21 protein-coding genes and 1 tRNA gene are annotated in these 18,993 nt (G+C 63.6%); 11 read left to right on the top strand and 11 right to left on the bottom strand.

The window, feature by feature from the left end:
- Positions 1 to 14: 14 nt before the first annotated feature.
- Both JQ600_RS20295 and JQ600_RS20300 read right to left on the bottom strand, forming a co-directional pair.
- Positions 15 to 89, bottom strand: a tRNA-Thr gene (locus JQ600_RS20295).
- 167 nt (positions 90 to 256) lie between these two features.
- Entirely contained in the window at positions 257 to 451 is a 195-nt protein-coding gene (locus tag JQ600_RS20300) for a hypothetical protein (RefSeq protein ID WP_192735774.1), read from the bottom strand.
- A gap of 247 nt (positions 452 to 698) precedes the next feature.
- Between JQ600_RS20300 and JQ600_RS20305 the strand changes: the two genes are divergently transcribed.
- Genes JQ600_RS20305 through JQ600_RS20315 form a run of 3 tightly spaced genes read left to right on the top strand, consistent with a single transcriptional unit; the run spans position 699 to position 2,564 of the window.
- On the top strand, positions 699 to 893 hold the full coding sequence (locus tag JQ600_RS20305) for a hypothetical protein (RefSeq protein ID WP_212261706.1): 195 nt from the start codon (positions 699 to 701) through the stop codon (positions 891 to 893).
- Positions 894 to 911: 18 nt separating this feature from the next.
- Entirely contained in the window at positions 912 to 1,307 is a 396-nt protein-coding gene (locus JQ600_RS20310) for a nuclear transport factor 2 family protein (RefSeq protein WP_212389342.1), read from the top strand.
- A gap of 24 nt (positions 1,308 to 1,331) precedes the next feature.
- The gene (locus JQ600_RS20315; RefSeq protein WP_212389343.1) at positions 1,332 to 2,564 is read left to right on the top strand and encodes a Zn-dependent hydrolase; all 1,233 of its coding nucleotides are present in this window, start codon (positions 1,332 to 1,334) and stop codon (positions 2,562 to 2,564) included.
- 181 nt (positions 2,565 to 2,745) lie between these two features.
- Here JQ600_RS20315 and JQ600_RS20320 read toward each other — a convergent pair whose 3' ends face one another.
- A complete protein-coding gene (locus tag JQ600_RS20320; RefSeq protein ID WP_212261715.1) occupies positions 2,746 to 3,522 on the bottom strand; it encodes an outer membrane protein in 777 nt (258 codons plus the stop codon).
- A gap of 277 nt (positions 3,523 to 3,799) precedes the next feature.
- On the opposite strand from JQ600_RS20320, the gene JQ600_RS20325 reads away from it, so the two are divergent.
- Positions 3,800 to 4,837: a PrsW family glutamic-type intramembrane protease gene (locus tag JQ600_RS20325; protein ID WP_212389344.1), complete on the top strand. Its 1,038-nt coding sequence runs from the start codon at positions 3,800 to 3,802 to the stop codon at positions 4,835 to 4,837.
- 110 nt (positions 4,838 to 4,947) lie between these two features.
- Complete coding sequence (locus JQ600_RS20330; protein WP_212261721.1) at positions 4,948 to 5,535, top strand: HdeD family acid-resistance protein; 588 nt, start codon at positions 4,948 to 4,950, stop codon at positions 5,533 to 5,535.
- Positions 5,536 to 5,638: 103 nt separating this feature from the next.
- Here the strand turns inward: JQ600_RS20330 and JQ600_RS20335 are convergent, their stop codons facing one another.
- Complete coding sequence (locus JQ600_RS20335) at positions 5,639 to 5,797, bottom strand: hypothetical protein (protein ID WP_192735767.1); 159 nt, start codon at positions 5,795 to 5,797, stop codon at positions 5,639 to 5,641.
- Here JQ600_RS20335 and JQ600_RS20340 point away from each other — a divergent pair.
- Positions 5,784 to 6,869 (top strand): 3-deoxy-7-phosphoheptulonate synthase, encoded by a 1,086-nt coding sequence (locus tag JQ600_RS20340; protein WP_212389345.1) that lies wholly within the window; start codon positions 5,784 to 5,786, stop codon positions 6,867 to 6,869. The genes JQ600_RS20335 and JQ600_RS20340 overlap by 14 nt on opposite strands.
- A gap of 112 nt (positions 6,870 to 6,981) precedes the next feature.
- Here the strand turns inward: JQ600_RS20340 and JQ600_RS20345 are convergent, their stop codons facing one another.
- From JQ600_RS20345 to epmA, 4 genes are read right to left on the bottom strand one after another with little or no spacing between them, the layout of a single operon-like run.
- A complete protein-coding gene (locus JQ600_RS20345) occupies positions 6,982 to 7,224 on the bottom strand; it encodes a hypothetical protein (RefSeq protein WP_212261727.1) in 243 nt (80 codons plus the stop codon).
- Positions 7,225 to 7,250: 26 nt separating this feature from the next.
- Positions 7,251 to 7,514 carry a hypothetical protein gene (locus tag JQ600_RS20350; RefSeq protein WP_212389363.1) on the bottom strand — a complete coding sequence of 88 codons (264 nt, stop codon included), beginning with the start codon at positions 7,512 to 7,514 and terminating at the stop codon, positions 7,251 to 7,253.
- Positions 7,465 to 8,556: a lysine-2,3-aminomutase-like protein gene (locus JQ600_RS20355; protein ID WP_212389346.1), complete on the bottom strand. Its 1,092-nt coding sequence runs from the start codon at positions 8,554 to 8,556 to the stop codon at positions 7,465 to 7,467. Before JQ600_RS20355 ends, JQ600_RS20350 begins: the two co-directional genes overlap by 50 nt.
- Positions 8,553 to 9,605: an EF-P lysine aminoacylase EpmA gene (epmA, locus tag JQ600_RS20360; RefSeq protein WP_212389347.1), complete on the bottom strand. Its 1,053-nt coding sequence runs from the start codon at positions 9,603 to 9,605 to the stop codon at positions 8,553 to 8,555. The genes JQ600_RS20355 and epmA overlap by 4 nt, the downstream gene beginning before the upstream one ends.
- A 278-nt stretch (positions 9,606 to 9,883) precedes the next feature.
- On the opposite strand from epmA, the gene JQ600_RS20365 reads away from it, so the two are divergent.
- The 3 genes from JQ600_RS20365 (at position 9,884) to JQ600_RS20375 (ending at position 13,005) form a co-directional block, all read left to right on the top strand.
- Positions 9,884 to 10,630 (top strand): hypothetical protein, encoded by a 747-nt coding sequence (locus JQ600_RS20365; protein ID WP_212389348.1) that lies wholly within the window; start codon positions 9,884 to 9,886, stop codon positions 10,628 to 10,630.
- Positions 10,631 to 10,796: 166 nt separating this feature from the next.
- Positions 10,797 to 11,363, top strand: coding sequence for an elongation factor P (gene efp / locus JQ600_RS20370; protein ID WP_212261738.1), 567 nt, complete (start codon positions 10,797 to 10,799; stop codon positions 11,361 to 11,363).
- Between the two features lie 64 nt (positions 11,364 to 11,427).
- Complete coding sequence (locus tag JQ600_RS20375) at positions 11,428 to 13,005, top strand: M23 family peptidase (protein WP_249135989.1); 1,578 nt, start codon at positions 11,428 to 11,430, stop codon at positions 13,003 to 13,005.
- A 68-nt stretch (positions 13,006 to 13,073) separates the two neighbouring features.
- Here JQ600_RS20375 and JQ600_RS20380 read toward each other — a convergent pair whose 3' ends face one another.
- The gene (locus tag JQ600_RS20380; RefSeq protein WP_212389350.1) at positions 13,074 to 13,553 is read right to left on the bottom strand and encodes a carboxymuconolactone decarboxylase family protein; all 480 of its coding nucleotides are present in this window, start codon (positions 13,551 to 13,553) and stop codon (positions 13,074 to 13,076) included.
- Between the two features lie 230 nt (positions 13,554 to 13,783).
- Here JQ600_RS20380 and JQ600_RS20385 point away from each other — a divergent pair, with 230 nt between their 5' ends.
- Together JQ600_RS20385 and JQ600_RS20390 are read left to right on the top strand one after the other, a co-directional pair.
- The gene (locus JQ600_RS20385) at positions 13,784 to 14,242 is read left to right on the top strand and encodes a MarR family winged helix-turn-helix transcriptional regulator (RefSeq protein ID WP_212389362.1); all 459 of its coding nucleotides are present in this window, start codon (positions 13,784 to 13,786) and stop codon (positions 14,240 to 14,242) included.
- Positions 14,243 to 14,341: 99 nt separating this feature from the next.
- Positions 14,342 to 15,577 carry a lytic murein transglycosylase gene (locus JQ600_RS20390; RefSeq protein WP_212389351.1) on the top strand — a complete coding sequence of 412 codons (1,236 nt, stop codon included), beginning with the start codon at positions 14,342 to 14,344 and terminating at the stop codon, positions 15,575 to 15,577.
- Between the two features lie 116 nt (positions 15,578 to 15,693).
- Here the strand turns inward: JQ600_RS20390 and JQ600_RS20395 are convergent, their stop codons facing one another.
- Both JQ600_RS20395 and recJ read right to left on the bottom strand, forming a co-directional pair.
- Positions 15,694 to 16,506: a glucose 1-dehydrogenase gene (locus JQ600_RS20395; protein WP_212261752.1), complete on the bottom strand. Its 813-nt coding sequence runs from the start codon at positions 16,504 to 16,506 to the stop codon at positions 15,694 to 15,696.
- Between the two features lie 47 nt (positions 16,507 to 16,553).
- The gene (gene recJ, locus JQ600_RS20400; protein ID WP_212389352.1) at positions 16,554 to 18,395 is read right to left on the bottom strand and encodes a single-stranded-DNA-specific exonuclease RecJ; all 1,842 of its coding nucleotides are present in this window, start codon (positions 18,393 to 18,395) and stop codon (positions 16,554 to 16,556) included.
- Positions 18,396 to 18,993 lie beyond the last annotated feature (598 nt).

Below are 18,993 nucleotides of genomic sequence, written 5' to 3' on the forward strand. Positions count from 1 at the left end.
TCACACTCGACGATTGGTGCTGGCGGGAGGGCTCGAGTCTCCGCGCTTCGGTTTACAAAACCGCTGCTCTCCATCTGAGCTACGCCAGCTCTAGAAAAATTTACAAACGGCCGGGACAACCCCGGCCAACAGAAATTGCTTCGCTGCCCTGAAACCACCGTTTGCCGCCCCACCAAAGGGGACCAGTACCGGATCAGCGGGCCGTCTTATGTCCTTGCAGGGACGGCCATCCTGAATTCGAAATCGCTTGAAATGATCAAGCGTCCTCACGACGCCGGCAATTGTCCGCCGGCTGCGCTCGGTTGATGTAATCGAGATAGACTTGCTCGGCCTCGGCCTCGGAGATGCCGCGGCGCTGCGTCACGATGCGCACGAAGGCATGCGCCACCGGCGAGGACAAAATCCTCTGGCGGTCACGGTCCTCGAGTCCTGTGGTGCTGTCGCGGGTCATCTTCGCTCTCTGCCTTGAGGCAGAGGGTAGATTCCCGCTGCCGATTTACGCTCTCGCTGTCCTGGTGGTCCCGAGATTTTCGGGCGCCAGATAGCTCGGACCTTGCTTCGCCACGCACATGCGCGACCAATCGCACGGCCGAATAAACGGCAGCGCGGCGGCGGCTTTCGCGACGATATGTGAGCGTAGGCTCAACATGGCTTCGGTCCTTAAGAGCGCCGGCGGATTCCGGCGAAGGGGCGTTGGTATGCGCAGAAGATTGAAAATTCGTCAAGGGATCGAAGCAAACATTTTTCTGAACGGCATCGCGCTTGTTGGATCATCTCGCCGCGTCGGTGCGGGACAACCGCCTCAAAATAATGGAGATTTGACTCGTTCGCGCCGGTTCGCTCTGCTGCCGAACGTGATCGAAAAAATGCTCATCAGCCGGTACACTTTCTAAGCCAGGGATTGTTGGAGCGTGAATAAAATCATGGCGCCCTCCTCCACCGAACGCGACGATCTGTTCAAAGGCTTCGCCCGCGCCCTGTTCAAGGGAGACATGGTTGCGCTCTATTCCGTGGTGACGCCTGACTTTCTCTGGACCTTTCACGATGGCCTGGCGGTAACCAAATCTCTCGCCGGCGCCGCCGCCATTGCCGAACATCTCGCCGAGCAAAAGGGCCTGGTCTCGGCGCAACGCTTCCATGACATATCCTATCATCACGCCGGTGATATGACCTTCATGACGTTCCGCGTCAGCGAAACCGTGCGAGCCACCGGCGAGCAGCGCGAACAACGCGGCGTCGAGTGTTATACGTTTCGCAATGGAAGGCTCGCGACCAAGGATGTCTATCGCAAGCCGACCGCACCCTGACTGTCAATCAAGGAGAGGCACCTGATGCCCGACAAGACCCTGCCCTTCGACGGTGCCCGCGTCCTCGCCGACCTCAACGCATTGCGCGCCATCGGCGCTTACAAGAGCGGCGTGCACAAGCCGACCTTCTCTGAGCCGCATATGCGCTCGCTGGAATGGCTGGTGCAGCGGCTCCCCGAGGCGGGACTGGCGGCCGAGGTCGACGGCATCGGCAACGTGCTGGGCACCAGCACGAAACCGGGCCCGAAGCTGTTGGCGGGCTCGCATCTCGAAAGCCAGAATTACGCGGGCTGGCTCGACGGCCCGCTGGGTGTCATCTATGCGCTTGAAGCCGCCCGCGTCATCAATTCCGATCCAAGCATCAAGGGCGCCGTCGAGGTCGCATCCTGGTGCGATGAGGAAGGCCATTTCGGCAATTTCCTCGGCAGCCGTTCCTATGTCGGCGCGCTCACCGAGGCTGACGTCGACGCCGCGCGCGACCGCAACAGCGATCGCACCATGCGCGAGGCGCTGCGCGAAGTCGGCCTCGCCGGCCGCCCGCGCGCCACTGCCGAACGCGGGCGCCACATCGGATATCTCGAGGCACATATCGAACAGGGTCAGACCCTCGAGGGCGGCGCGCTCAATATCGGCGTCGTCACCTCCATCGTCGGTATCTGGCAATACCGAATCACCTTCACCGGCGAGCAAAACCACGCCGGCACGACGCGGATGGCCGTGCGCAAGGACGCTGGCCTCGCGCTGGCAAAATTCTGCGTCGATATCGACGAACGTTTTCCAAAAGCCTGTGGCCAGCGCACGGTGTGGACCACCGGCTCGATCAGGCTCGATCCGGGTGCGCCGAGCATCATCCCGGGATCTGCGGAAATGCTGTTCCAGATACGCGACGACGACCCCGCTGTGATCGATGGCCTGGAGGAACTGCTGCGAATCATGGCCACGGACGTCAGCGCGCGCGGCCCCTGCACGGTTGCGGTGGAGCGCATTCGCACCGGCGCGCCCGCGATGATGGACGCCTCGTTCCAGCAAGCGATCGAAGCTGCGAGCAAGGCGCTTGCCGGCGGCAGGTCGATCCGCATGCCCAGCGCCGCCGGTCACGACGCCCAGATTCTCTCGACCATCATGCCATCAGGCATGCTGTTCGTGCCCTCGATCGGCGGCATCAGCCATCACTGGACCGAGAACACTGATGACGCCGACATCGTCACCGGCGCCGAGGTGTTTGTCGACGCCTGCCGGCGCCTCTTGGCGGGCTGAGCGCGCGTACGCTCATTGCGCCTGAGGGTCGAAATCGGCCTGGCAGTGCGCCAAGCCGATTGCACGACGGTCATCTCGGTGCGTCTGCTCTCGTCACAAAAAAAAGCCCCGGACGATGCCGGGGCTTTTAATTGGTCTCGGGAAGAACTCAGTACGTGGTACCAGCTCAGTCCGTGAAGGCTCAGTACCTGGCGACGACCGGGCCACCCCAGTTGAACTTGTAGTTCACACCAACCAGTGCGGTGGAAACTTCCAGCTTCGTGCGGACACGGTCCGGGAATCCGACAGCGGCGGGCGCAGTCGTAAACGCGACGTCCTTGTGACCGAAGTCCATGTAGTTGTATTCGCCGAACACCGACCAGCCCGGAGCGAACATCCATTCGAGACCGCCGCCGATGGTCCAGCCACTGCGGCTGACGCCGTAAGCGGTTTCGGACAGCAGCACGCCACCCGGCTGGAAGATCTCATAGTCAGACTTGGTCCAGGCGCCACCACCCTTGATGTAGCCGAGCAACTGGGGCGTGAACAGGTAGCCCAAGCGGCCCGTTACCGTGAAGATGTCCTTGGTGGTGACATCGGACCTGAAGGTCGGGAACGCCGTCAGGAAATGCGAGTGGTCGATGCGCGCGTAGTTGTACATGCCCTGGATGCCGAGCACCCAATTGCCCGCAAACTGGTAGTCGCAGCCGATCTGCGCGCCGCCGACGAAATCACTGCCGTCGCTTGAACCGTAATTGGTCGCCGGAACAACCAGTCCGACACCGATGACTTCGGTGCGTTCCTGCGAGGTTCGTGCCCAGCCGCCGCCGATGTTGCCGCCGATGTAGCAGCCGGTCCAGTTGTACACCACGACCGGAGCCGGAGGCGGCGCCTTGGCATAACGGGGAGCCATATCGGCCGCGACAGCCGATCCAGTCATTGCAACCGCAGCAAGCATTCCCAGTGCAAATTTCTTCATGTTGATTCCCCTTGGGCCAATATTGCTGCCAATGATTGTAGAGGAATTAGGCAGCTAATGCTGTGGCGCGGCGGTCACAGTCAGGAGGAAAGAGTTGGGATCGAAGTTCCCGCGATCAACGCCCTTGCCCGCTCCCGAATTGCTGGGAAACCCATCTCGAAACGTAACAATTAGCCAGTCCGCCCCTCGCCTTTTGGCGACAACAAGTCGCGTTTGCCTTCCTTGCAAAGCGCTGAATTTACGGCCATTTTCGATCCATCCGAACAAAGTCCCCTAAATGCTTCTGCTTCAATCCCTCCCGACCGTCATCGGCGTCGCCGCGATCGCGCCCGCGTTGCTTTTGCTGTGGCTGGTCATCGCCGCTGACGAGCGCCCCGGCCCGCCTGCGCAGGTGTGGATCGCATTCGTGCTGGGCGCGGCCAGTATTTCGCTGCTCGGAATCGCACGGGCGCCGTTTGCAGCGATTCTCGCGGTCCCCGGAAATCCCTGGATGACCCAGGGGCTCCGCTCGGTGTTCGGCGTTGCCGCGCCTGAGGAGATCGTCAAGGTGATCGTGATCATCGCGGTGTCGTGGAAGCGCCGCACCTATGCCGATCCGATGGACACCGTCGTTTACGGCGCAGCCGCGGGCCTAGGATTCGCAGCCTACGAAAATCTCGCTTACCTGGTGCAACACGCCGACATGTGGCGATCGCTGGCGGCACTGCGCAGCGTCCTCACCGTGCCGTTCCACGGTGCGCTCGGCATTATCGCCGGCGCCTATATCGCGATCGCACGTGCCGGCACGGCACTCGGTGCCAACCGGCACAATCGCGACCTCGCCCGCATCTCGAGCTGGATGCTGGCCCTGTTTGCGCCGGTCGCGCTGCATGCGGCGTTCGATTTTCCGCTGCTGATTCTGCAAAAACATCCTGATCTCGGCTCCACCACGCGGATGTTGCTGGGAACGGCCAGCCTGATCATCGGCTTCAGCTCGATCGGATTTGCGGCGCGGCTGGTGCGGCGCGTCGGCCGCCATCACGCGCCGCGCACCGAGATCGCGCGCGAGCGGCTGAGCCAGTTGCGGCGGATGTGGGCGCTGCTGGTCGTGGGCGGCGGTGCCGGCTTTGCGGGCGTGTCGTTCCTGCTGACCTCGCTGCACCACTGGTTCATCAACCCGGAACGCAACGCCTCGCTGGTGCTGATCCCGATCGGTTTCACATCGATCCTGATCGGCCTCGCACTGCTGGTCGCAACCACGGCAGTCTACGTCTTTGGCCGTAACCGGATGCGCACGACGTCGGAGGGCTTTTCGTCGGCGAGCGAGGCTGGTTAGCGCCTCAGCTAAAATTGGACGCGTTTTCATCCCGCCAATTCCTTGCGCCAACCATTCCTGTTCGCTCGAAAACGCTCTAGTATCGGCCCGTGCGTAGCGGGAGAGCTGTGATGACCCTTCCCCAAGATATGCTTCCCAAGGACATCGCCAAATTGCAGTCCGACATGGGCGCCGCCGTGAAGGCGCATTGGAAAGCCTTCCTGTTCGAAGGCATTCTGCTGGCGGTGCTCGGCCTGGCCGCAATGATCGTGCCGCCGCTGGCAAGCCTGGCGGTGACCATATTCCTCGGCTGGATGTTCCTGATCAGCGGGATCGCCGGGCTGGTCGTCACCTATTGGGCCCGGCAGATGCCGGGCTTCTGGTGGTCGCTGTTTTCCGCAGCGCTGGCCGTGCTTGCCGGCCTCGTGCTGTTGGCGCGGCCGATGCAGGGCGTGCTGACGCTGACCATCGTCGTCGGCGCCTACTTTCTGATCGAAGGCGTCACCACCATCATGTACGCGCTGGAGCACCGCCGCGAATTGTCCGGGCGCTGGTCCTGGCTGCTGGTCTCCGGACTGATGGACATCCTGATCTCGTTCCTGATCATTGCCGGCCTTCCGGGTTCAGCGGAATGGGCGATCGGTCTCCTGGTCGGGATCAACCTGGTGCTTGGCGGTGCGTCGCTGGTCGGCATGGCGCTCGCCGCGCGCAAGGCCTGACACGGGCTGGCGCTGCGCGAGCCAATTCCACCGCCGATTGGGGGATGACAAGTCCGGATGCGTGAGCTATAGAGCCGGCCATGATCATGATCGCCGCCAGCAACTATTGGTATTTTAGCTTCGACAGCTCGCTGGCGGTGGGAGGATCACGCGCAATCTGAATAATTGCAGCAAATAATCCGAACAGCCGCCAAATCCTGGCGGCTTTTTTATTGGCCGGCAGGTTCTTCAAAACAGGAGCCAGAGCCGTGTTGAGCACCACCGACGACCTTCGAATAAGCGAACTGAAAGAGCTGACGACGCCGCAAGAGGTCATGCGCGAGATACCGCGCACTTTGACCGCCACGCGCATCGTGATGGCGGCGCGCAACGCCATCCACGCGATCCTGAACGGAACCGATGACCGGCTTCTGGTCGTTGTCGGCCCCTGCTCGGTGCACGATCCCGCTGCTGCCGTGGAATACGCCGAACGCCTCGTCGCCCTGCGCGAGCGGCTGGCCGACCGCCTCGAGATCGTGATGCGCGTCTATTTCGAGAAGCCGCGCACGACAGTCGGCTGGAAGGGATTGATCAACGATCCCGGCCTCGACGGCAGCTTCGACATCAACAGGGGCCTGCGTCTCGCCCGCAACGTGCTTTCAGCGGTGAACAATCTTGGTCTGCCGGCCGGCACCGAATTCCTCGACATGACGACGCCGCAATACATCGCCGACCTGGTGGCGTGGGCGGCGATCGGCGCGCGAACCACGGAAAGCCAGATCCATCGCGAACTCGCGTCCGGACTTTCCTGCGCGGTCGGCTTCAAGAACGGCACCGACGGCAATGTGCGCATCGCGGCCGAGGCCGTGAAGTCGGCGTCGCATCCCCACCATTTCATGGCGGTCACCAAGGGCGGACGCTCGGCGATCGCCGCTACGACCGGCAATGATGACTGCCACATCATCCTGCGCGGCGGCAGCAAGCCGAACTATGCCGCTGACAGCGTCGGTGCCGCTTCGGCCGAACTCACCCGTTCAGGCGTGACACCGCGGATCATGATCGACACCAGCCACGCCAACAGCAGCAAGAAGCCCGAGAACCAGCCATTGGTTGCGGCCGACATCGCGCAGCAGATATCCGCTGGTGAAACACGCATCACGGGCGTGATGATGGAGAGCAATCTCGTCGCGGGCCGCCAGGATGTGGTGCCGGGCAAGCCGCTCACCTATGGTCAGAGCATCACGGACGGCTGCATCGACTGGGAAACCACCGTGCAGGCGCTCAACGTCCTGGCCGACGCCGTCGAGGCGAGACGGAGCTTGGCGCGCCGGCCGTTCAATGAACGGTCGGCTTAAGAATCGATGGTCGACCAAAACGTTACAGCCAGAGTCTGCTCAAGCTGATGAAGCAGACTCTGGCCGGTCAAGCCGATCAATCGTGGTGTGGAGCGGCCTTTGTGCCCCGCGCCTAGCAGCCGCGGCAGATGCTCTTGATCTTTTTGTCGAGGAGAGCATTTTCCTTGCTCAGGGGATCGTTCGGATCGTTCAAATTTTTCTCGCTGGGAACGTCGCTGGCGCGTGGCTGGCGATGACCGATTGGCGCCTGGATCACCGGCTTGTCTGAATTTTTCGGCACCGTTGAGCCTTGCGCGAACACGTCCGGACTACCGGTCAGAACCAGAAGCGCCACCGACAGGATCAATTTTCGCATTTTGGTTCTCCCGCTCTCATTTCTTGTTATCGCGCCGGAACATCGATCGTTCCACAATTGCGACGCCCCTGGGCCGCGCAATCCTGCGCCTTTCGTACATCGGCCATGGTGCTGAGCAACCAGATACCGGCTGCTACCAGCACCGCGAAGAAAGCCAGCATTACCGCGTTTTCGATCGCGCGGCTGCTCTCGTCTTCCGGCGGCTTCTGCCCTCCCTGATCCCCGTCCGTCATCGCCGGTTCACGGCTTCGGCGGATAGAGGTGAACGTCACCGCAATAATCGACGACACGATAACGCGTTTCCGAGGATAGTTCACGTTCCCGGGAATTTGGATGCGACAAATAATGCGGGCCGATCGGCGCCTTGCCGTGGCCGCCGGGAATATCGAGCACGTAATCGGGCTGACATAGCCCGGAAACGCGTCCGCGCAAGCCGCGCATCAGTTCCTGTCCGCGCTCGATCGTGGTGCGCAGATGCGAGGTGCCCGGCGCGAGATCGCCATGGTGCAGGTAATACGGCTTGATCCGGCATTCGACGAAGGACCGCATCAGGGCTTCCAGCGTCGCCGCATCGTCATTGACACCGCGGAGCAGCACCGACTGGCTCACCAGGGGGATGCCGGCATCGACCAACCGGGCGCAAGCGGCGCGGGCTTCCACCGTCAGCTCACGCGGATGGTTGGCGTGAACCGCGACCCAGGTCGTGGCGCCACCAACCCTCAACGCTGCGACCATCTCGTCGCTGATGCGCGCGGGGGCCGCGACCGGCACGCGGGTGTGAAGGCGGATGATTTTGACGTGATCGATGGCGGCGATGTCGGCCATGATCTCGGCCAACCGGCGCTGCGACAGCATCAGGGGATCGCCGCCGGTCAGGATGACTTCCCAGATCTCGGGATGCACGCGGATATAGTCGAGCGCGTCACGATAGGCGTTGTCCGACAGCGCCGTCGCCTTGCCGGGGCCGACCATCTCGCGGCGAAAACAGAAGCGGCAATACACCGCGCAAACGTGAACCAGTTTGAACAGCACACGATCCGGATAGCGATGAACGATGCCGGCGACCGGTGAATGGGCGTCATCGCCGATCGGATCGGCGCGCTCGCCGGCCTCCTGCACCAGTTCCAGCGTGCTTGGAACGAACTGCCGCGCGATCGGGTCGTCTGGATCATCTTTATCGATCAGCGCGGCGATATCCGGCGTCACCGCAATCGCGTAGCGCGCGGCCACCTGTTCGAGATCGGCCAGTTCAGCCGCAGGCGCCAGCCCGCAATCGACGAGTTCCGCCGGTTGCCGCAACGTCGCCGCCAATTTCGGATCGATCCTGTTCATGCTTCTCCCGCCGGTGGTGTCCATACCACCTGATCCACCCTGAGCGCACCGCTTGCCAGCATCACCAGCCGGTCAAAACCGAGCGCGACACCGCTGGCCTGCGGCATCACGGCGACCGCCTGCAGGAAATCCTCGTCGAGCGGATAGCGTTCGCCGTAACGCCGCGCTTTCTCGTCCATCGCCTGCGCAAAACGGCGGCGCTGTTCGGCAGCATCGGTCAATTCGCCAAACCCGTTCGCAAGCTCGACGCCGCAAGCGTAGACCTCAAACCGCTCGGCCACGCGCGGATCGGACGCTTTCGCGCGCGCCAGCGCTGCCTCCGGCACCGGATACTCAAATAATACCGTCAAACACCCCTGCCCGAGATTTGGTTCGATATGCTCGACCAGGACCTTGCTGAAGATATCGGACCAGGTGTCGTCGTCTGCAATCCGCACCCGCGATTTTGACGCCTCGGCGAGCGCCCTGCGATCCCCTTCGCCACCCGCGACCGTCGCCAGCAAGTCGATCCGGGCGAACTGTTCGAACGCGGTCGCGACCGTCAGCAATTCAGGCTCGGCGAAGGGATCGGTGATGCGGCCGCGAAACGAGAATTGCCCGATGCCCGTCGCCTGCGCCGCATGGGCGATCACCACAATCGTGTCGGCCATAATGGCGTCATATGCCGCGTTGGCGCGGTACCATTCCAGCATGGTGAATTCAGGCAAATGAAGATCGCCGCGCTCGCGGTCGCGGAACACGCGTGCAAACTCGAATATCTTGTCTTCGCCCGCCGCGAGCAGTTTCTTGGCAGCGAACTCCGGTGAAGTCCGCAAATAGCGCAGCGCGCGGGTTCCGTCTCCGCCGGTCAGTTCGGTCCGGGGCGCGTGCAGATGCGTCTCGTTGCCCGGCGAGACCTGCAGGATGCCCGTCTCGGCCTCGGCGAATCCCTGCTCGTCGAACCAGGCCCGCAAGTCCTTCGTGATCGCGGCCCGCGCCATCAGGAACGGCTTCCGGTCCGCATGCCGCGCCGGCGACCACCATGGCGATGGCTGGTCGATCCCGGCCATCAGCAACCAGCCGGAGCGGCACGCGCGCCTGCAGCGGCGTACGAGCCCATGAAAACGTTCAGGATATCGCCGGATACCATTGACACTATTCAACTTTCTCCGCTGGAAAGCAGCCATGCCGGGAACACCGCGGATACCCCGCGTCCGGTCCGTCTGTCATGTCGAAAGACGCACGTCTTGTCCATTCGCGCGATCGGCGCCGCGAACTTGAAGTTGCGCCCTGAACCTCGCGGCCATTGGCGCGTCCAATGGGCAGCAAAATGGAACGGAATGCACACATGTCTGGCGGTTGGTTACGACGAACAGCGCTTCTGCTGGCAGGTATGCTGTTGCTCGTCGTCACCACGCCAACGCCCGCCAGCGCGACCGGCCCCGGGTCTGACTTCAAACTGAAGACGGATGCGGATGACATTTTCACCTCACCCGACAGGCAAATTCGGGTTGAGCAATATGCCGCGGACAAGGGCGATGAAGGTTTTCTGTTCCAGTTCTGGACCTTCGACGAGGGGCGTCGACACCCCTCGCTGCTGAATACTGGCGAAGGCATCGATCTCGCGGGCTACCCCGCTGCCTTTCGCTTTACCCCGAACAGCCAGTGGCTGGTACGCATGCAGAAAACCGGTGCCGGTTTCCAAGCGCTGTTTCTGTACCGGCGGAACGGATTTCAATTTTCCTCCGCCACGCCGAAGCCGCTGAGCGAGATGGCCTGGGATTATTTCTGGGGCTCGCCGGCAGCCAAAAAGCTGCGTCGCGCCCCCAAGGACCGCGATTCGCTCAGTCACGTATTTGCCGCCCTCGTCAAAGGAATGGACGACAATTACGCTGGGTTGGGCCTGCATTGGCCCGACAGCCGCTACGTCGTGATCAGCCTCTCCTTCGACGCCCAGGGCGAAGACAAGCCGCGGCCCTATATCGAGGACTGGTGGTGCGCCTATGACCTGAAAACCGGGACATTTACGGTGCCCGCCGCCTTTGCCGAGCACAACGCCCAGGCCTTCACGTCCCCTCGCCCCAAGCGGAAATAGCCGCCGCACGGACCGTCGATCCGGCCAGCCCGTAACCTGCCGGAACGGGCCGCAAAAGGCTGGTATCTGGAGGGCAAATCAGTATGTTGCAGCCCGAAACCGCCTCATTGGCCGCGGGACACAATTGTCCTGACAGGTCGGAGGCCAGAAATTCAGGAAAACCGCTTTGAAAGTCATCGCCAGTTCAATTCGCAAGGGCAACGTCATCGAGCAGGACGGCAAGCTCTATGTGGTTCTGACCGCCGAGAACATCCATCCCGGCAAGGGAACTCCGGTCAGTCAGATCGAAATGCGCCGGATCGGCGACGGCGTGAAGATTTCGGAACGCTACAAGACCACCGACCAGGTCGAGAAGGCGACGATCGAGGATCACAATTTCAACTACCTCTACGAGGACACCGATGGCTTCCATTTCATGAACGGCGAGACCTACGACCAGGTCCAGGTGTCCAAGGAAATCATCGGTTCGGCCGCGCCGTATCTGCAGGAAAACATGTCGGTGAAGCTCTCGCTGCACGACATGGTTCCAGTCGCGATCCAGATGCCGCAGCGCGCGACGCTGGAAGTTGTCGAAACCGAGCCGGTCACCAAGGGCCAGACCGCGTCTTCGTCCTACAAACCTGCTATCCTTTCCAACGGCGTACGCACCAACGTGCCGCCGCACGTCGGAACGGGAACGCGGATCGTGGTCATGACCGAGGACGGCTCCTACGTCGAGCGCGCCAAGGACTAGGCGCCAGAGTTAGACATCGGGGCATGCGCCGGGGGGCGATGCATTGGGTACCAAGGCTGTCCGCTTGCTGAGACGCTGGCTGGCAGCCTTTTGCGTGCTTCCCGCCTGCGCCATCGGTGCTTCGGCCGACGAGTTCCGGACACCTTCGATCTCGGCCATCCGCGTTGAATGGCGCGCGGTGCTGGATCAGCTCCGCTCCGAGATCAATACCCAGCCCGCGGTTGCGTCCGCCTTCACCTTTGCCAGCCAGCGGCGGGCGCCCCGCTGGGACCCGCGCTCGATGCCGGCGCTGGTGCAACTGAACGCGATCACTTCCCCCGTCTTCCCCGGGATCGGACGCAGTCCTGTTCCGGTGCTGTTGCCGTTCGACACCGCAAGCTATCTCGATGCCCGCCAGAACGGCGTCCCCGATACAATCTCGGTATCGCGCTATCAAGCCGACTTCCGCCCCGCCGATCTGTTCCACGCCGGCGCCGCCGGCTACGACGCGATGTTTTCGTTCGAGCCGGGCGCGGGCGACGGCATGCCGCAGCGGACTTACGCCAAGCCGATCGAGGTGCAGATCACCGGCTCGATCCTGACCTACGACCTCGCCGATCCGCTCGCCGGCAAGGGCGAGCCGGTCAAGGCGCTGGCGGCGCAATTCCCGGACCTGCGGCGCTTCATCCGCGAAGGCTATGTGCGCTACGCCTTCACGCGTTTCGGCGTGCCCTATGTGGTGTCGATCCAGTGCCTCGACTCGACGCCGCGCCCGCGGCGGCTGGCCTGCCGCGAGGCCTATCCGGTCGCGGAACGTTTCCTCAAGGCGCTGCGCATCGCCGGCGGCCAGCCGTCGCGGCCGCGCCGGGATATTTCGTCCGAGATTGCCGAGCGGCCGATGGTGCCCTCGCCCGACTTCACCTATCGCCCGAGCGGCGACATCGTCGCCAACAGCGGCTCGCGCAAGCGCGGCGGCCGCGCCGATCTCACCGCCTATTCGCAAATCCGGTTTCCGCTGGAAAAGGCGCCCGCCTTCGCCCGCTCGCAATCCTTCGGCAAACGCAAACCCGACGAACGCGGATATCCCTGGCAGGACAATTTCTGCGAGGCGCGCAGTTTCGAGGTTGGCCAGTGCGCCGCCGGTTTCGGCCATCAGGGGCAGGACATCCGTCCCGGCGCGTGCATGGCGCAAAACAGCGAAAGCCCGGGCAGTTGCGATCCGAAGCAGCAGGCGGTCGTCGCGGTTCGCGACGGCATCTTGATCCGTTCGCTGAAACAGCAGGCGGCGACCCTGCAGGTCAACACCCGTAACGAACATATCCGCTTCCGCTACATGCACATGAATCCGTCCAGCCTGGACGCGGACGGCATCCTCAATGGCCGCCAGGTCACTGAGGGCGAAAAAATCGGCGTGGCTTCGAACTATCTCGACTTTCCCAACGGCACCTCGCTGCATCTGCATTTCGACGTGCAGGTGTTCACGCGGGACGGCTGGATCTGGGTCAATCCCTACACCACGCTGATCTCGGCCTATGAGCGCCTGCTGCGCGGTCGCGGGCGCGAGCTCGGCACGGACCCTGTCGCGCCGGCCGCTGTCGCCCACGCCCAGCCGCTAGACGTGATCCGGCCCGATCCGCAGGAAGGTGGCGAGAGCGGCAACTAGGCTCTTGTTCACGCGTTTTCTTCACGCGAACCGGGTTCCACTTCGCTCGAAAACGCTGTGGCCGTTCGCTAGGACGCAGCAGCACCGACCGGCTTTTGCCGCGCCGGCGGGGTCCAGCGGAAAGCGGCGCCGAATCTGTTCCAGACGTTGATCGAGGCAATCGCCGAGGTGAGATAGGCCAGTTCCTTTTCCGAGAATTCGGCGCTCGCCTGCGCATAGACCTCGTCGCTGACGCCGCCGCTGAGCAAGGTCAGCGCTTCCGTCCATGCCAAGGCCGCGCGTTCGCGGGGCGAGAATTGCGGCGCCTCGCGCCACACCACGACCAGATTGAGCTTGTCGGCCGACATGCCGAGGCTCTCGCTTTGCAGGATGTGATACTGCACGCAAAACGCGCAGCCGTTGATCTGCGAGGCGCGCAGCTTGATCAGTTCGAGCAGTTGCTTGTCGATGCCCGCCGCGGCGGCGACCTTGCCGAGCGCCAGCACGACCTCATAGGCCTCGGGCGCCAGCGCCATGAAATCCTTATATTCCTTGCGGGCATGTGACATGTTCATCGCCTTATGTTATCAGTGCACTGAGTTATTATAAGAGCCCTTATATGGCGCGCAAGATCAGAGCTTCGGTAAAGTCCAAACCGCGCGGGCCGCAAAAAGCGGCGGCCAAAAAGCCGAAAAAATCCAAGAAGGCCACCGTCGCAAAAAAGCCTGCGCGCCGGAAATCCTCTCGCAAAAACCCTCACCAGCGCCGGAAAAAACCCGCCGCCAATCCCGTGCTCGCGATGATCCGCCCGCCGCCGCCGGGCGAAGGCAAGCGCGGCGAACAAGGCCACCTCGCCTATTTGCTGCGGCAGGCCCAGGCCGCGACCCGGCTGACACTGGAGCGGGCGCTCGCCGAACTCGGTGTCACCACGCCGCAATTCGTGGTGCTGACGATGCTGCGGGCCTATCCCGGCCTGTCGGGCGCCGATCTCGCGCGGGTCGCCCTGCTGACTCCGCAAACCGTCGGCGTCATCATCCGCAATTTGGAACGCGACGGCGCCATCCGGAAGACCCCGCACCCGATCCATGGCCGGGTGCTGCAGTGGACACTGACCCGGCGCGGCACGGTCCTGCTCGACAAATGCCGCCGTCACGTCCAGGCGGTGGAGCGGCGGCTGGCGGCCGGGTTCTCGGCCTCCGCGCAGGCGACCGTCCGGCGTTGGCTCGCACGGATTGCCGCGGACTTTCAGCAGGCCTAGGGCAGCTATTCTACCTTCCGGAGTTCCGCGTTCCGGCTGCGACGACGGCGCCATGCAAATGCGCTTTGGTGAGCGCACCCTGCCCCGTACAATACCGCCATGGAACCCTTCGATTCTCTGAGATCGCCGACCCGCCGCGCCCTGCTGCAAGCCGGCATCGGCGCCGCAGCTGTGCTCGCCAATCCGCTTGCCGCGTTGGCCGCGGCGCCGCCCGGCTTCGACCAGTGGCGCGATACCTTCCGCGCTCGCGCGCTGGCAAAAGGCATATCGGACGCGACCTGGAGCCGCGTGATGGGCCGGATCGAGCCCGACATGTCCGTGTTCCGGCAGATGCAGAAGCAGCCGGAATTCCACGAGCAGATCTGGCAATACGTCAATCGCCGCGCCTCGGACTGGCGCATCACGGCGGGCAAGGAAGCGCTGCGGAAGAACGAGGCGCTGTTCACTCGGATCGAGCAGGACTTTGGCGTCGAGCGCGGCACATTGCTGGCGCTGTGGGGCGTTGAATCCGCCTTTGGCGATCCCTTGGTGCAGCAGAACCATATGCGCCCGATCTTTCCCTCGCTCGCAGCGCTGGCCTGGAACGAGCCGCGCCGCCGCGCCTATTGGGAAACCGAACTGATCAACGCGCTGAAGATCGTCGACCGCGGCTGGGGCACGCCGGAGGAAATGCGGGGATCGTGGGCCGGCGCGATGGGGCATACCCAGTGGATGCCGGAAGTCTGGCTCAATGTCGGCATGGACTACGACAAGGACGGCCGCGTCTCGCCGTTCGGCAGGCCGGACGATGCGCTGGGCTCGAGCGCGCGCTATCTGGTCAATCGCGGCAAGTACCACCGCGGCGAACACTGGGGTTATGAGGTCCGCGCCGGCGGCGCGTCCGGCAGCGGCAACCGCACCTATGCGGCGTGGGCCGGCGCCGGCGTCACCCGCGCCGACGGCAAGCCGTTCCCGCAACCGAATGCATCCGCGCAATTGTGGGTGCCGGTCGCCGGCGGACCGGCGTTCCTGCTCGGGCCGAATTTCTATGCGGTGCGCAGCTACAATCCGTCGATGAATTACGCGCTTGCGATCTGCCATCTCGGCGACCGCATTCTCGGCGCGCCGCCGTTCATTCATCCCTTCCCGGGCTCCGAACGCGCGCTGACGCTGGCCGAGGTGCAGGAGATGCAGACGCGGCTGACAAAAGCCGGCTTCGACACCGGCGGCACCGACGGCCGCGTCGGGAATGACACCATGAAGGCGGTCCGGGATTACCAGACCAAGATGGGCCTGTTGCCGGCCGATGGCTATGGCGGGCTCAAGGTGCTGGCGCGGCTGCGGCAAGGCGGTTAGTCCGGTCATTCCGGGGCACGCGAAGCGTGAACCCGGAATCTCGAGATTCCCCGATGCGCAATTGCGCATCTGAGGTCTGGTCCTTCGGACCATCCCGGAATGACGGACAAACATAGTCACGCCCCCGGCCGCGCGACCCCGCCAGCGTTCATACCGCCGTCAATGACGAGTTCAGTTCCGGTCACGTAGCTCGACGCATCGGAGGCGAGATACAAAACGCCTTTCGCGATGTCCATGGCATGGCCGGCGCGGGCCAGCGGCGTCGCGAACTTCGCCCGCTCCTCGGGATCGATCGGCGCGTTCTGGCCGCGCCCCGTCGCCTCGGTCGGGATCTTGCCCCAGATCGGCGTGTCGATGATCCCCGGATGTACCGAGTTGACGCGGATGCCGTCGCCGAACGTGGCACATTCCATCGCGATCGCTTTCGCAAACAGCCGGACGCCGCCCTTGGTGGCGCAATAGCCGGACAGGCTGGCCGCGCCGCGAATGCCGGCGAGCGACGACATCATGATCACGGAGCCGCCGCCGGTCTTGCGCATCGCCGGCAGGCAGTGCTTCACCGACAGGAACACGCCGTCGAGATTGATCGCGGTCTGCCGCCGCCAGTCTTCCAGCGACATCTCCGTGATCGAGGGCACCGCGATGCCGATGCCCGCGTTGGAAACCAGCACGTCGAGCCGGCCATAGCGCTTCATCACCTCGGCTACGACATCGATCCAGCGCGCTTCGCTGGTGACGTCCTGCTGCAGGAAGACAGCCTCGTTGCCGGCCTTCTTGATCCCGGCGACAACCTCCGGCCCCCTGAGCTCGTCGACATCGGTGACCGCAACCGAAGCGCCTTCGCGCGCCAGCAATTCGGCACATGCCGCGCCGATGCCGGATGCGCCGCCGGTTACGAGCGCGACTTTTCCCTGAACCTGTCCTGTCATGTCTGCTCCCGTTTTTGGTTGTTGGTTTTGTCGTCTGGTGGATGAACCTACCTGATCACGGCCGGTCCCTGATCGGGCACGGCGACATCGATCACGCGCAATTGCACGCGCTCGGTGCCCTGGTAGCGATCGACCGCGAGCGATCCTGCGACATGCAGCGGCTGGCCGCGGTTTTGCGTCAGTGCGTGGCCGAGCTTTTGCCCGACGGACCGGAACGCGATGCCGTTGACGATGACGCCGTCGCCGGACTTGAAGCGCACGCGCAGATGCGCCTGCCCAACTTCGTCGGCATAGACCAGCTGATGCGCCGGCAGCGCGATCACAGGCTCCGGATTGCCGGCGCCGAACGGCCCGGCGCGGTTCAGGATACCTGCGAATTCCGGTGTCACGCTGCGGGCGCTCACCGCACCGTCGATAAACAGCTCGTTTTCGTGACGGGAACTGGCGACGTCTTCGGCGAGCGCGCTTTCCATATAGGCGCGAAACTCCGCGAGCTTTTCCTTGCGCAGCGTCACGCCCGCGGCCATGGCGTGGCCACCGCCTTTCATCAGCAGTTTTTCCTTCACCGCCTGCCGCACCGCCTTGCCGAGGTCGACGCCCGAAATCGAGCGGCCCGAACCGGTGCCGATGCCGCCCGGCTCCAATGCGATCGCAAACGCCGGCCGCGCGAATTTCTCCTTCAGCCGCGAGGCGACGAGGCCGACGACGCCGGGATGCCAGCCTTCGGAGGCCGTGACGATGACCGACCCCTTGTCCTCGAGCCCGAGCGAAGCCAGCGCCTCGGCTTCGGCCTGCGCTTCCGCCGCCTGCTCGATGATGCGGCGCTCGGAGTTCAGCCGATCCAGCTCGGCGGCGATCCGCGCGGCCTCGGAGATATCGCCTTCCAGCAACAGCCGCACGCCCAAATCAGCCCGGCCGATGCGGCCGCCGGCATTGATGCGCGGCCCCAGCATGAAGCCGAGATGCCAGGCCTCGGGCGGGCCATTGAGCCGCGACACGTCCATCAGCGCGGTGTGCCCGACATGGTCGCGGCGGCGCATCGCGATCAGGCCCTTGGCGACGAAGGCACGGTTGAGCCCGGTCAGCGGCGCGACATCGGCGACGGTGCCGAGCGCCACGTGATGCAGCATGCCGAGCAAATCCGGCTCCGGCCGTTCGCTGTTCCAGAAGCCGCGGCCGCGCAATTCCCTGTTAACGGCGACCAGCGTCACCAGCACGAGGCCGACGGCGGCGAGATAACCGAGGCCGGAAAGATCATCTGCCCGGTTCGGATTCACCAACGCGTCGACCTCGGGCAGTTCGTCGCCGGTTTGATGGTGATCGATGACGACGACGGACATGCCGAGCTTTCGTGCTTCCGCCAGTGGCTCGATGCTGGTGGTGCCGCAATCGACTGTCACCAGCAGCGTCGCGCCGCGACCTGCAAGCGCGCGCACGGCCTCCACATTGGGCCCGTAGCCTTCGAAGATGCGGTCGGGAATATGGATCAAGGGGTCGAGCCCGCAATGGCGCAAGTGCCAGGTCAGCAGCGCCGCAGACGTGGCGCCGTCGACATCGTAATCGCCGAAGATCGCGACTTTCTCGCCGCGTGTGGCCGCGTCCGCGATGCGTTTGGCCGCGGTCTCCATCTGCGTCACGGTGTGGGGATCCGGCATCAATTTGCGGATGGTCGGATCGAGGAAATCCTCGACGGCGTCGATCTCGACATCGCGGCCCGCGATCACCCGTGCCAGCATCTCCGGCAGCTGGTAGCGCTGCACGATCGCCAGCGCCTTCGCCGCCCCCCGCGCATCGAGCCGGTCGCGCCACAATTTGCCGGTCGCCGATTGCGACACGCCGAGGAACGCCGGCGGCAATTCAACGGGAAAAGCGGTGGCGGGAGGCGTCATAGGGCTTTCGGTCTAGCGGGCCTGGGGTCAGCCCGCCATCTCTGCGCACTTCCCAAATCAATGTCAAAGCAAAGCAGACGTGCGTCAACAGCTCGCGGCGCTGGTCGCCCGAGGTTTGCTATCAAATTCTTCGCCCTCGAAGACAGAGGGCGCAGGGAATGCCGGATGCGCGCTGCACCCGCGGTCTCGTGTGCGATTGTGCATAAGAATGCTGCACACGAGCATACAGGGCAGCGGAGAGCATCCGACATTCCCTGCGCAGTGGCTTTACGGCTTATGACGCGCTCTCCCCGGTGAGACGGCCTCTATTGCCACCGTCGCCCCTCGGAAGCGTTAGCTCCCGAAAGACTTGACGCCGTTACGGGCGCCAGGACCACACGCTTTCGCCGTACGCATCAGCCGCGACCGTCAATCGCAACCTCAGCGTCCACCGCAACCCGCCCCTCGTCGTGACGACGGCCGACGCCCCTCTGAGTGGGACGGGATGGCAAGAATGTGCCGGTGATTTGGGTCGAAGGAAAGGGAAATGTTTTTGATTTTCGGAAATTTTGCACTTGACATGATTTCCGAAAAGCAGAACTGATTTGCCCGTCGGGTT

Origin of the sequence: Bradyrhizobium sp. AUGA SZCCT0176 (genome assembly GCF_018130145.1) — a bacterium.
Taxonomy (GTDB): Bacteria; Pseudomonadota; Alphaproteobacteria; order Rhizobiales; family Xanthobacteraceae; genus Bradyrhizobium.

What these genes read in the sequence shown, in the direction of transcription:
- JQ600_RS20390 (WP_212389351.1), top strand. Translation starts at nt 14,342, where the DNA reads ATGGAACCCTTCGATTCTCTGAGATCGCCGACCCGCCGCGCCCTGCTG.
- JQ600_RS20355 (WP_212389346.1), bottom strand. Translation starts at nt 8,556, where the DNA reads ATGAACAGGATCGATCCGAAATTGGCGGCGACGTTGCGGCAACCGGCG.
- JQ600_RS20385 (WP_212389362.1), top strand. Translation starts at nt 13,784, where the DNA reads ATGATCCGCCCGCCGCCGCCGGGCGAAGGCAAGCGCGGCGAACAAGGC.
- JQ600_RS20380 (WP_212389350.1), bottom strand. Translation starts at nt 13,553, where the DNA reads ATGTCACATGCCCGCAAGGAATATAAGGATTTCATGGCGCTGGCGCCC.
- JQ600_RS20320 (WP_212261715.1), bottom strand. Translation starts at nt 3,522, where the DNA reads ATGAAGAAATTTGCACTGGGAATGCTTGCTGCGGTTGCAATGACTGGA.
- JQ600_RS20330 (WP_212261721.1), top strand. Translation starts at nt 4,948, where the DNA reads ATGACCCTTCCCCAAGATATGCTTCCCAAGGACATCGCCAAATTGCAG.
- JQ600_RS20395 (WP_212261752.1), bottom strand. Translation starts at nt 16,506, where the DNA reads ATGACAGGACAGGTTCAGGGAAAAGTCGCGCTCGTAACCGGCGGCGCA.
- JQ600_RS20300 (WP_192735774.1), bottom strand. Translation starts at nt 451, where the DNA reads ATGACCCGCGACAGCACCACAGGACTCGAGGACCGTGACCGCCAGAGG.
- JQ600_RS20345 (WP_212261727.1), bottom strand. Translation starts at nt 7,224, where the DNA reads ATGCGAAAATTGATCCTGTCGGTGGCGCTTCTGGTTCTGACCGGTAGT.
- JQ600_RS20365 (WP_212389348.1), top strand. Translation starts at nt 9,884, where the DNA reads ATGTCTGGCGGTTGGTTACGACGAACAGCGCTTCTGCTGGCAGGTATG.
- JQ600_RS20305 (WP_212261706.1), top strand. Translation starts at nt 699, where the DNA reads ATGCGCAGAAGATTGAAAATTCGTCAAGGGATCGAAGCAAACATTTTT.
- JQ600_RS20315 (WP_212389343.1), top strand. Translation starts at nt 1,332, where the DNA reads ATGCCCGACAAGACCCTGCCCTTCGACGGTGCCCGCGTCCTCGCCGAC.
- JQ600_RS20325 (WP_212389344.1), top strand. Translation starts at nt 3,800, where the DNA reads ATGCTTCTGCTTCAATCCCTCCCGACCGTCATCGGCGTCGCCGCGATC.
- recJ (WP_212389352.1), bottom strand. Translation starts at nt 18,395, where the DNA reads ATGACGCCTCCCGCCACCGCTTTTCCCGTTGAATTGCCGCCGGCGTTC.
- epmA (WP_212389347.1), bottom strand. Translation starts at nt 9,605, where the DNA reads ATGGCCGGGATCGACCAGCCATCGCCATGGTGGTCGCCGGCGCGGCAT.